At 53.7% G+C, this 11,729-nt stretch carries 14 protein-coding genes; 13 read left to right on the plus strand and 1 reads right to left on the minus strand.

What is annotated here, in order from left to right:
* Positions 1-121 precede the first annotated feature (121 nt).
* The 13 genes from L1D47_RS02450 to L1D47_RS21230 all read left to right on the plus strand — a co-directional run bounded on the left by L1D47_RS02450 (position 122) and on the right by L1D47_RS21230 (position 10,824).
* Positions 122-514 (plus strand): ACT domain-containing protein, encoded by a 393-nt coding sequence (locus L1D47_RS02450; protein ID WP_239882416.1) that lies wholly within the window; start codon positions 122-124, stop codon positions 512-514.
* 32 nt (positions 515-546) lie between these two features.
* Positions 547-804 carry an HPr family phosphocarrier protein gene (locus tag L1D47_RS02455; RefSeq protein WP_011865664.1) on the plus strand — a complete coding sequence of 86 codons (258 nt, stop codon included), beginning with the start codon at positions 547-549 and terminating at the stop codon, positions 802-804.
* 11 nt (positions 805-815) lie between these two features.
* On the plus strand, positions 816-2,522 hold the full coding sequence (gene ptsP / locus L1D47_RS02460) for a phosphoenolpyruvate--protein phosphotransferase (protein WP_239882417.1): 1,707 nt from the start codon (positions 816-818) through the stop codon (positions 2,520-2,522).
* Between the two features lie 66 nt (positions 2,523-2,588).
* Positions 2,589-3,098, plus strand: a complete 510-nt coding sequence (crr, locus tag L1D47_RS02465) for a PTS glucose transporter subunit IIA (protein WP_041511344.1) — start codon at positions 2,589-2,591, stop codon at positions 3,096-3,098.
* A 262-nt stretch (positions 3,099-3,360) separates the two neighbouring features.
* Positions 3,361-3,720, plus strand: coding sequence for an ArsC family reductase (locus L1D47_RS02470; RefSeq protein WP_239882418.1), 360 nt, complete (start codon positions 3,361-3,363; stop codon positions 3,718-3,720).
* Entirely contained in the window at positions 3,717-4,847 is a 1,131-nt protein-coding gene (gene dapE / locus L1D47_RS02475) for a succinyl-diaminopimelate desuccinylase (protein ID WP_239882419.1), read from the plus strand. Before L1D47_RS02470 ends, dapE begins: the two co-directional genes overlap by 4 nt.
* A complete protein-coding gene (locus tag L1D47_RS02480; protein WP_239882420.1) occupies positions 4,841-5,539 on the plus strand; it encodes a M15 family metallopeptidase in 699 nt (232 codons plus the stop codon). The genes dapE and L1D47_RS02480 overlap by 7 nt, the downstream gene beginning before the upstream one ends.
* A 6-nt stretch (positions 5,540-5,545) precedes the next feature.
* A complete protein-coding gene (locus L1D47_RS02485; protein WP_239882421.1) occupies positions 5,546-6,379 on the plus strand; it encodes an alpha/beta hydrolase in 834 nt (277 codons plus the stop codon).
* A gap of 106 nt (positions 6,380-6,485) precedes the next feature.
* Positions 6,486-7,097 (plus strand): carbonate dehydratase, encoded by a 612-nt coding sequence (can, locus tag L1D47_RS02490; RefSeq protein ID WP_239882422.1) that lies wholly within the window; start codon positions 6,486-6,488, stop codon positions 7,095-7,097.
* A gap of 218 nt (positions 7,098-7,315) precedes the next feature.
* Positions 7,316-8,503: an 8-amino-3,8-dideoxy-alpha-D-manno-octulosonate transaminase KdnA gene (gene kdnA, locus L1D47_RS02495; protein WP_239882423.1), complete on the plus strand. Its 1,188-nt coding sequence runs from the start codon at positions 7,316-7,318 to the stop codon at positions 8,501-8,503.
* 89 nt (positions 8,504-8,592) lie between these two features.
* Positions 8,593-9,663, plus strand: coding sequence for a 3-deoxy-alpha-D-manno-octulosonate 8-oxidase KdnB (kdnB, locus tag L1D47_RS02500; protein ID WP_239882424.1), 1,071 nt, complete (start codon positions 8,593-8,595; stop codon positions 9,661-9,663).
* Positions 9,664-9,747: 84 nt separating this feature from the next.
* Positions 9,748-10,485 carry an 8-amino-3,8-dideoxy-manno-octulosonate cytidylyltransferase KdsB gene (gene kdsB / locus L1D47_RS02505; protein WP_239850445.1) on the plus strand — a complete coding sequence of 246 codons (738 nt, stop codon included), beginning with the start codon at positions 9,748-9,750 and terminating at the stop codon, positions 10,483-10,485.
* A 30-nt stretch (positions 10,486-10,515) separates the two neighbouring features.
* The gene (locus tag L1D47_RS21230) at positions 10,516-10,824 is read left to right on the plus strand and encodes a DUF2897 family protein (RefSeq protein WP_345778744.1); all 309 of its coding nucleotides are present in this window, start codon (positions 10,516-10,518) and stop codon (positions 10,822-10,824) included.
* A gap of 285 nt (positions 10,825-11,109) precedes the next feature.
* Here the strand turns inward: L1D47_RS21230 and L1D47_RS02515 are convergent, their stop codons facing one another.
* The gene (locus tag L1D47_RS02515; protein WP_239882425.1) at positions 11,110-11,427 is read right to left on the minus strand and encodes a hypothetical protein; all 318 of its coding nucleotides are present in this window, start codon (positions 11,425-11,427) and stop codon (positions 11,110-11,112) included.
* Positions 11,428-11,729: the final 302 nt, after the last annotated feature.

Here is an 11,729-nt window from a genome sequence, read left to right on the forward strand (position 1 = left end):
AGCGAGTCACAACCCCTACAAGCACATAAAAAAATCCCCCGCCAAAGCTCGACAGCTGATATTAAAACTGTGATAAGCTTAACGACATCACATTTTTCTGCATCGGTGGGATCACATAACCATGGCCCGAATGACGTTAGCGGTTCATCCTCAGCTATACAGTATTCACAGCTTCAGCCCGGACAGTGAATTAATTCCCGAGGTGTTTCGTCAGCCCATGTTTTTTATCGGCAAGACCAAAGATGAACTCTCTGTGGTGGTGCCCGCCGAACTGCAACTCGACAGCCTCGAAGAGGAGAGCGACTGGCGCTGCCTCGAAGTCGTCGGTCCCCTGGGCTTCTCCATGACGGGGATCCTCGCCAGCGTCTCTGGCACCCTGGCCGAAGCCAAGATCAGCATCTTCGCCATCTCTACCTTCGATACCGATTATATTCTGGTGAAGAAGGATAAACTGCAGCAAACGATACAGGCGCTGAAGAAGACCAACTATCAGATCATTCATTATCAGGCCTAGCGCCAGAGCGTCATTTCCAAAGAGCAAGTGTTATGTACCAAAAGACAGTCACCATCATGGCCGAACACGGCATTCATACCCGGCCTGCGGCCCTGCTTGTTAAGGCAGCCAAGGCCTATGATTGTGACATCATAGTGGAATGTCAGGGCAAACAGGCCAGCGCCAAGAGCCTGTTCAAGCTGCAGACCTTGGGCCTGTATAAAGGCGTCGAGGTCAAGGTCAGCGCCGATGGCGAGCAGGCAAAACCGGCGGTGGATACCGTCGCCGAGCTGCTTATCACCTTAAGTTAACAGGAGTCAGGATGACGATTAGAGGCATAGCGGTAGCGGCGGGCATCGCCTTCGGACAGGCAAAAGTACTACGCAGCTACGAAAGTAAACTCGACTATCATCTCCTGCCTCCAGCCCAACTCGCCCGCGAGCAACAAAGACTCAATCGCGCCCTCAAGACCCTGATCAAGCAGAGTCAGGCCTGCGCCGCCAAGCTCGACCCCGACTCCGACAACTATCAGCTGATCGAGGCCGATCTCCTGCTGTTAGAAGATGAGGAGCTACTGGCCGAACTCAGCGACACCATAGGCAAGCGCCAGTTTTCCGCGGCCCTGGCGGTGGAGCACAGCTTCGCCAAGCAGGCACAGGCGATGCAAGAAGCCGACTCGCCCTACCTGGCCCGGCGCGCCGAAGATGTGTTAAGCCTGGGCCAGCGGCTGATCCGTACCCTGCTCACCGGCCACTGCGATAACCTCAGCCGCCTGCCGGAAAACGCCATCGTACTGGCCAAAGATATCACCCCGGCGGAGTTCGCCACCCTGCCCCTGGAGCGCGTCAGCGCCTTGGTACTGCAAACCGGCGGCGTAACCAGCCATACGGCGATTCTGGCCCGCAGCGCCGGCATTCCCACCCTGATGAGCAGCCCCTGGCATACCCTAGAGGTATCAGATGGCATGACGCTAGCCGTGGATGCCATTAACGGCGAGCTCTATGTTGAGCCTGATGCGGCGCAAATAAGCGATCTCAATGCCCAGAAACAACAGGCTGACGAACGCAAGTCGGCACTGCAGGCCTTGAAGGGCAAAGTGACCCAGACAAAGGATGGCCGCACCATTCCCCTGCTGGCCAACGTGGGCTGCATCAGCGAAATCAATCATCTGGCCGACGTGGGCGCCGAGGGGGTTGGCCTGTTTCGCACCGAATTCTTGTTCATGAACAATCATGAACTGCCAGACGAAAACCGTCAGTATCAACTCTACTGTGATGCCCTGCAGCTGTTAGATGGCAAGCCGCTCACCATTCGCAGCATGGACCTTGGCGCCGACAAGGAAGTGCCTAGTCTCGCCATGGTAGTGGAGGAAAATCCGGCGCTGGGGCTCAGAGGGGTGAGATACACACTCGCCCATCCAGAGCTGTTTAGCGCCCAACTCAGCGCGATCCTCAGGGCCGCCAACCATGGTCCCATCCGTCTCATGTTCCCCATGGTCAATCAGGTAGAGGAGCTCGAAGCCGTGCTAGCGCTGTTGGAAAGCTGCAAACAGGAGCTGGTCGAGGCCGAGAAAGGCTTTGGCGAACTCGAGCTTGGCATAGTGGTTGAAACCCCGGCGGCGGTATTTAACCTCGACTCCATGCTGCCCCTGCTGGATTTTGTCAGCATAGGCACTAACGATTTGACTCAATATACCATGGCCGCGGATCGCGCCAATCCGCTGCTGATCGATCAATACCCCGTGCTCTCGCCGGTGATCATCCGCCTGATCGCTCAGATCATAGAGAAGGCCAAGGCCGCCAAGGTGCGGGTCTCCATGTGCGGCGAGCTGGCCAGCAACCCCAATGCCGCCGCCTTGTTAATTGGACTCGGGCTGGAAGAATTTAGCGTCAACCTAGGCTCGCTCCTCGAGGTGAAACAGGCCCTCAGTCGTTGGTCTTACCCAGATTGTGTCGAACTTGCGGCCAAAGCCTTGCAAGTTTCACGCATAGATGCGTTAAATCAATTATTAACACACTGTCACTCTTGATATTTTTTGAGTATGCTAGGCATAATTCATCACGACACATCAGCGTGCTAACACAGGGGCAAATTAATGGGATTTTTGAGCCGCATAAGACGTTTAATTTCTGGTCAGCCACCCATCACGGGCGGCATTGATGTTTATGCGCCAGTGTCGGGCGAGATCGTGGCAATCGAAAAAGTGCCGGATGTGGTCTTTGCCGAGAAGATAGTCGGCGACGGCATCGCGATTGCCCCAAAAGGAAAGCAGATAGTAGCACCGGTCGATGGCACCATAGGCAAGATCTTCGAAACCAACCACGCCTTTAGCATAGAGTCGCCCCAAGGCCTCGAGCTGTTCGTGCATTTCGGTGTCGGTACAGTCGAGCTCAGGGGCAACGGCTTCACCCGCCTGGCCGAAGAAGGTCAGCAGGTCAAGGCCGGCGATCCCATACTCGAGTTCGATCTCGACTATCTTAAGGAGCATGTAGAGAGCCTACTCACCCCCGTGGTGCTGGCCAACATGGAAGATATTCAGGGGCTCGACAAGCGCCACGGCAGTATCGAAGCCGGGAAAGACGTGATCTTCTCAGTTCAGCTCTAACGCGCACTATCGCCCGGCGCATTCAGTGCCGGGTTGCCTTTAATCACTTCAGCAACTCGTTAACCCTTAGCCTAAGACTCACCATCAGCTGAGTGATTTTTTTTCAAACAGACACTTGCCCTGTGGTTACCCCTTGAGGCGAACTCGACTCGGTGCCACAATGAGCAGCAAGTAGAAGTGGTCGCCAGCGAAGCGGCTAAAGTATTACAAAGGCCCTAATTTACAGAAGCACTCACGTTACGCTAAATGGCCTTTGCCCCACATGGAGAATCAAATTTTGGCCCTATACGGTATTAAGAATTGCGACACAGTCAAGAAAGCGCTCAAGTGGCTAGACGCCAACCAACAAGCAGTGACCTTTCACGACTTTCGCGTCGACGGCCTCACCGAGGAACACCTTAACGCCTGGGTCGAGCAAGTCGGCTGGGAAAGCCTGTTTAATAAACGCAGCACCAGTTTTCGCAACCTGAGCGATGAAGAAAAAGCCGATATCGGCAAGGATAAGGCTATCGCCCTCATGCTCACCTATCCCACCCTGATCAAACGCCCCGTGCTGGATCATCAGGGACAGGTAAGCGTCGGCTTCAAGCCCGCTCAATACGAGGAGATCTTCAGCCGATGAGCCAGGAAGTCCTCACACTGGCACAGGATCTGATCGCCAGAGCCTCGGTCACCCCGCTAGACGAAGGTTGTCAGCCGCTAATGGCCGATCGCCTCAAGGCCAAGGGGTTTAATATCGAATCTATGGTATTTGAAGATACCACCAACATGTGGGCGCGGCGCGGCTCAGAAGGTCCGCTATTCTGCTTTGCCGGCCATACAGATGTGGTGCCGGTTGGCGATCTCAACCGTTGGCACACACCGCCCTTCGAGCCTGTGGTGATCGACGGCTATCTTCACGGCCGCGGCGCCGCCGACATGAAGGGTTCGCTCGCCGCCATGGTAGTTGCCACCGAGCGATTCGTCGACAAGCATCCAGATCATAAGGGCTCTATCGCCTTCCTGATCACCAGCGACGAGGAAGGCCCCTTCATCAACGGCACCACCCGGGTGATCGACACCCTTGAGGCCCGAAACGAAAAGATCACCTGGTCACTGGTTGGCGAGCCCTCCTCTACCCATAAGCTAGGGGATATCGTCAAGAACGGTCGCCGGGGCAGCCTCACGGGTAACCTCACCGTCAAAGGCATTCAGGGCCATGTCGCCTACCCACATCTGGCCGACAACCCCATCCACAAGGCGGCGCCTGCGCTCGATGAGCTGGCACGCATGAAGTGGGATAACGGCAACGAATTCTTCCCGCCCACCAGTTTTCAAATCGCCAATATCAATGGCGGCACGGGCGCCTCAAACGTGATCCCGGGCAGCCTGGAGGTGATGTTTAACTTCCGTTACTCCACCGAAGTTACCGCCGAGATCTTAATTCAGCGGGTACTCAATATTCTTGACGCTCACGGGCTGGACTATGAGATCAACTGGATCTTCAACGGCCTGCCGTTTCTCACCGATGCGGGCCCGCTGCTGGATGCCACCCGCGAGGCGATCCATGAGATCACTGGCACAGAGACAGACCCGCAAACCTCTGGCGGCACCTCGGATGGACGTTTCATCGCCCCGACTGGCGCCCAGGTGATCGAGCTTGGCCCGGTTAACGCCACCATTCACAAGGTCAATGAGTGCGTCAAGGTCGAGGATATCGAGCAGCTCGCCAAGGTGTATGAACGTATCCTGGAAAAGCTGCTGTGCTAGAACCGGCAATCTATGGTTTTGATGAGCCAACACTCGGGGAGCACCAGGGCCACAGGCTGGCCCCCGAGTGCGCCGCGCAGCTTACTAAGATGCAAGGCGCCGCCGCTGGCGATGGATTTAACATCGCCATCTGCTCCAGCTATCGTGATTTCAATCGCCAGCTCGGGATATGGAATGCCAAGGCGAGCGGTAAGCGGCCGGTATTGGACGCAGCCTCTCGGCCAATGGACATCAAGACGTTAAGTGACAATGAGCTGCTAGATGCCATACTGCGCTGGTCGGCATTGCCCGGCATGTCGCGCCATCATTGGGGCACAGATCTGGACCTGTTCGACGCAAACGCCATCAGCCAAGCATCCCTCGAGCTTGTCGACAGCGAGTATCAGCTAGGTGGTCCCTGTCATGGGCTGCATCAGTGGCTAGTGGCACACGCGGCTGACTTTGGTTTCTACTTTCCCTATCAGGCAGGTCTCAGCGGCGTCAGCCCAGAGCCTTGGCACCTGAGTTATTACCCACTGGCCGATAGCCATCTGGCCAGCTTCGATAGCCAGGCATTAAAGACTCGGCTCGAGCAGGCGGATATCGCGCTAAAGGCCCCTATTCTCGCCCGGCTGGAGGCGCTAGTATCACGCTATGTCTACTTCGTTGCCCCTTCGCCCAACGGGCCGGTTAACCCAATTATCAATGAGTGATCTCACATGAACCTCTACAGTTTTCGTCATAGTTTCAATCTCAACGGCCACCAGATGAGCTATCTGGATGTCGGCCAGGGCCCGGTGTTACTGCTCGGCCACAGCTATCTCTGGGACAGCGCCATGTGGGCGCCGCAAATCGCCCACCTCAGCCAGCATTACCGCTGCATAGTGCCGGATCTCTGGGGCCATGGTCAGTCAGATCTGCTACCAAATAATTGCCGTTCACTTAAGCATCTCGCCGAGCATTATCTGGCGCTGATGGACAGCCTGGAAGTGGATGAATTCTCGATACTTGGGTTATCTGTTGGTGGCATGTGGGGCGCAGAGTTAACCTTGCTGGCGCCACGCCGCGTAAAAACGCTGGTGATGATGGGCTGTTTCCTCGGCTTCGAACCCGAAGTAAGCCGCGCCAAATACTACGCCATGCTCGATGCCATGATGGCCGCCGGGCAGTTACCGCCGCCGCTGATCGACCAGATAGCGCCGCTATTCTTTGCCGATAAGGTCGAACAAAAACAACCTGATCTCATCGCCGCCTTTAAGACCTCACTCGCGAACTTGGCGCCAGAGCGGCTGGAGAGTATCTCTCGCCTCGGCCGCATCATCTTCGGGCGCCGTGACATCATGGAAGATGCCGCGCAGTTTACCCTGCCGACGCTGATCATGACAGGCACCCAGGACAAGCCCAGACCCGTGCTGGAGGGCTATCTGATGCATGATGCTATCGATGGCAGCGAGTTTTTGCATATTCCGGAGGCGGGCCATATCTCAACCCTGGAACAGAGTGGGTGGATCAATCAGCACCTGAGTGATTTTTTCGCCAAACATTTGAGCTAAGCCAGCAAAGAAACCCTGGCCTAGACTGAGTAGACCAGCAGGGCAAACCTTTGATGCTAGAATGCAGCCCTGCAAAAATCTTCTTCATCGACATGATGTTAACTAAATGAAACTACTTAAACCTTTGTTCGACAACAACCGCCGCTGGGCCAACCGCATCCTGGAAGAGAACCCTAAGTTCTTCGAACAACTGGCCCAACAGCAAAATCCCGAGTATTTGTGGATTGGCTGCTCGGACAGCCGGGTACCGTCGAACCAGATCATCGATCTCATGCCCGGCGAAGTATTCGTACACAGGAACATCGCCAACATGGTGATCCATACGGATCTCAACTGCCTCTCAGTGCTGCAATATGCCGTCGAGGTGCTCAAGGTGAAACATATCATGGTGGTGGGCCATTACGGCTGCGGCGGTATCAAGGCCTCCATGGGTAAGGAGCGCCTGGGACTGATCGACAACTGGCTGGGGCATATTCGCGACATCCATCGTCTACACGCCAAGGAACTCGCCGAACTTGATAACAAGACCCGCTTCGATCGCCTGTGTGAGCTCAACGTCATCGAACAGGTGGGCAATGTTGCCAGTACCACCATAGTGCAAGATGCCTGGGAACGTGGCCATAAGGTAGCGGTGCACGGCTGGATCTACAGCGTCGACAACGGCCTGCTGTCGGATCTCGACGTTACCGTAGACATAGATACCTTTCGCAGCAGATAGCTCCCAGACACATCACCTCCCCTTTAAGGCAAGCCACAGCGCGCATGATGGTCAAATCATGCGCTATCGTCAGGCCCCCTCACGTAAAAGCAAAAAAAAGCCTCCTATTTCAGTAAATATTCCTTAATAAACATCGCAGTTTTACACCCATCGCGTTTATAATTCGCATTGATTTATTTTTCGCGCCGCGGGCGCAGCGAATGCTAAGGAACTATTCCATGCCTGGTTTTGAATTATTTGGTCCTGAAGAGAAACAGGAAGTTGCTGACGTAATGGAAAACGGTTTTACCTTCCGTTACAACTTTGATCACATGCGTAATGACCGCTGGAAGACGCGTGAAATGGAGCAACTGCTCTGTGAGAAGATGAATGTCAAACACGCCCACCTGCTCTCGAGCGGCACCGCTGCACTGCAAACCGCGCTAGCCGCCGCAGGCATTGGCGCAGGCGATGAAGTGATCGTTCCTCCATTTACCTTCGTGGCCTCTGTCGAAGCCGTGTTCATGGCTGGTGCCGTCCCGGTATTTGCCGAGATCGACGAGACTCTGTGTCTGTCACCAGAAGGCATTGAAGCGGCTATCACGCCACGCACCAAAGCCGTTAACCTAGTCCACATGTGTGGCTCTATGGCTAAGATGGATGAGATCAAGGCTGTCTGTGAAAAGCACAACCTGGTGCTACTGGAAGATGCCTGTCAGGCCATCGGCGGTAGCTACAAGGGTCAAGCCCTGGGGACTATCGGTCATGTAGGCTGCTACTCATTTGACTCTGTTAAGACCATCACCTGTGGCGAAGGCGGCGCGGTGATCACTAATGATGAGACCATCTATAACCACGCCCATATGTTCTCTGACCATGGCCATGACCATGTCGGCAACGATCGCGGCGCAGAAAGCCACCCTATCATGGGCCTGAACTTCCGCATCTCTGAGATGAACTCGGCGCTAGGTCTGGCGCAGCTTCGCAAGCTAGACACCATCATCGACATTCAGCGCAAGAACAAGAAACTCCTGAAAGACGCCATGGCAGCGCTGCCAGAGGTAAGCTTCCGTGAGATCCCAGATCCAGAAGGCGACTCAGCCGGTTTCCTAAGCTTCATGCTACCTACCGAGGAGCGCACTCTGGAGATCAACAAGAAACTGGCCGAAAACGGCGTCGATGGCTGCTTCTACTGGTATGTAAACAACTGGCACTACCTGTCAAACTGGAAGCACATTCAAGAGCTTAAATCACCAGCCGCTCTGCCGATCACATTAATTGAAGACAAACCTGACTATACTCAGGTGTCTGTGCCTAAGTCTGATGCCATCATGAGCCGCACCATTTCGATGCTGATTAAGCTCTCATGGACTGAAGAAGAGATCGCCCAGCGCATCGAGAACATTAAGCGAGCCTTTGCCGCTTAACTCTCGTCTCTCAAATTCCCGGTCGCAGCGCCTTGTTTGGCCCTGCGACGTTACTTTTTACACTAGATGTCTCAATGGAGAATGCTGTAATGAGTTTTAAAAATTTCAAATGCGTACCAAAAATGATCTTTGGTCGTGGTTCATTCGCGCAGCTCGATACCGTACTCGAGGAAGAGCGCAAGCAATGCGAAGATTTCGTGGTCTTCCTGATCGATGATGTTCATCAGGATAAGCCACTGGCGCAGCGCATACCCGCCAAGCCACAGGACTTAGTGATCTACGTTAACGTGGACGAAGAGCCTACCACCAAGCAGGTCGATGACCTCACCGAGAAGGTGCAAGCCTTTAACAGCAAGCTCCCGGTCAGCGTTATCGGTCTGGGCGGTGGTTCGACTATGGATCTGGCCAAGGCCGTTTCACTCATGCTCACCAACCCAGGTGGCAGCGCCATGTACCAGGGTTGGGACCTGATCAAGAACCCTGCGGTTCACCATATCGGTATCCCGACTGTTTCTGGTACCGGCGCCGAAGCATCACGCACCGCCGTACTTTGCGGCCCGGTACGTAAGCTAGGTCTTAACTCTGACTACACAGTATTTGACCAGATCATCATGGACTCAGAGCTCATCGACGGCGTACCGACAGATCAATGGTTCTACACAGGTATGGATTGCTACATCCACTGTGTCGAGTCACTACAAGGCACCTTCTTGAACGAATTTGCCAAGGCGTTCGCCGAGAAGTCGATGGACCTTTGCCGTGAAGTCTTCCTAGACGATCACCCAGAGAAAGACGACAAGCTGATGATGGCCTCATACATGGGTGGCATGAGCATCGCCTACAGCCAGGTAGGTGCCTGTCACGCCGTATCTTATGGCCTTGGCTACGTACTGGGCTATCACCATGGTATCGGTAACTGCCTGGCGTTTGACGTGCTGGAAGAGTTCTACCCTGAGGGCGTGACCGAGTTCCGTCAGATGATGGGCAAGCACAACATCACCCTGCCGAAGAACATCTGTAAAGACTTGCCAGATGAAACCATCGCTAAGATGGTCGCCGTCACCAAGAGCATGGGACCACTATGGGCCAACGTCTATGGCGAAGGTTGGGAAGAGAAAGTCACCGACGAAATGTTGACTAAACTGTTCCGTCGAATCTAACCTGTAAGCTCAAGGTGTAAGGGGCTCCGAGTGAGCCCCTTCTCTTATGCACTGCGGCACACTGTAACTGATAGGTATATCCAAATGAATGTGACTCTGTTAATCCCAGCACGCTATGGCTCGAGCCGTTTTCCGGGCAAGCCACTGGCGCCGATTAACGGTAAGCCGATGATCCAGCATGTTTATGAACGTGCGGCGCTGGCAAAAGGTTTAACCGCCATCTATGTGGCCACCGACGATCTGCGCATCAAGGAGGCGGTAGAAGCCTTTGGTGGCAAGGTGGTGATGACAGATGAGAAGGCGGCCTCCGGCACCGACAGAATAGAGGATGCTATCACTCAACTCGGTCTTGCAGACGAAGATCTGGTGATCAACCTACAGGGCGATCAGCCACTGATCGATCCTATCTCTATCGAGCAGATCATTACCCTGTTTGAGCGCCACCCAGGTGAATTCGGTATGGCAACCCTAGGTTATGAGATCACCGAAGAGCATGAGCTTGACGATCCCAAGCATGTCAAGATGGTGTTCGACAACCAGTATAATGCGCTGTACTTCTCGCGCGCCCGTATCCCCTTCGGCCGCGACACAAACGACTACCCGGTTTACAAACACCTGGGTGTCTACGCCTACACACGCGAGTTTGTCCGCACCTTCAATAAGCTGCCACTGGGCCGTTTAGAAGATCTCGAGAAACTTGAGCAGCTGCGCGCACTGGAACATGGCCACAAGATCAAGGTTGCCATCAGCGCCTTCGACTCGCCCGAGGTCGATACCCCGGAAGATATTCGCATCTGTGAAGCACGCCTGGCGGTAGACTAGCCGTTACTGAATCAGGAGAGGGAAATAGCCATGTCGAGTCTCGAAGTCTGGCTCATCATTATCTTGGTGCTTGGGGTGATCGCCAGCAACCTGGCGGTGCTTAAGTACAGCAACAAGTTTAAGATGACCCAATTTGGCAAGCCCCAACATAAGCCTCAGGTAAAAAACCAAGGCGATAGTGGCCATAGTGGCGATAGTGGCCATAGTGGTAAAAGTGGCCACAATGAAAATGGCAAAGATGGCTCAAGCATAGATAGCGAAGGCAAAAATAGTGTAGATAGAAATTGCACAGACAAAGCCAGCGCAGATAAATCTAGTGCAGATAACAATAGTCGCTAGACTCGACAATTTCGCTTCGACACAAAAAAGGCTTACCCGGGTAAGCCTTTTTTATTGGCAATCAGAAACGGCTAGAAATACAGTGAAAACATCAAGCAAGTGGTAATACAAAAAAGGCCAGCCCAAAACAGGACTCGCCTTTTCGTTAGCGCTAATGAATACACTAAGTCCAGATATTGGCGTCACGTATTAGTCGCTATCGCCTTATGTACTTACTGTAAAAATCAAGCTTTAAAGTGAGACCGATAAACGAGCTGGCGGCCAATAAATATCTATTACACCTGCTTATGATGAGAGGCTCTTCACCCAGGCCTGGGGATCTGCCACGATAAACTGATAGCGTTCACCATTACTGAGGCTTACCTGGATCCCATCGGGCGTGATAGGCAGAATCCCCGCCCCCTTGCCCCAGCAGGTCTCCACTTTCACTATCTCATTCAAAGGCAGGTGGTATGGGCCGTAGAGGCAGTCTGAGCTGAAAGATTTAAAATCCAGCGCTTCGCGGCTCATGGTGAGTCTTCCATCGACTCGAATGGCATTCTTCTGCAGCGTGGCCGGCGCCGATTTAGGCTGGCGCTGCGCAGTCTCGATAGATAATGTCATCTGCATTACTCCCTGTTGCATCTAAGTGTTACATCTAAGTGTTGGTTTCACTCTACTATAATCGCCCCTTCTTGTTAATGAGACGTTAGTGTTCAATCGGTTTGTGGCACTAGCTGATTGGCAAGCTAGGATGACACAGACAGTGAATTTCTCTAGTCCCCAGGCATTCCCTTCCCCACTACCCATTTATGACTTGGCAGGCATAAAAAAGGCCAATCAAAAAAGATTGGCCTTTAAACTGACTCATCACTCGTACTATTCGCTAATGCTAAGTCCTAATACTAAATCCTAATACTCAGTCC

Origin of the sequence: Shewanella sp. Isolate7 (assembly GCF_022398425.1) — a bacterium.
GTDB lineage: Bacteria > Pseudomonadota > Gammaproteobacteria > Enterobacterales > Shewanellaceae > Shewanella.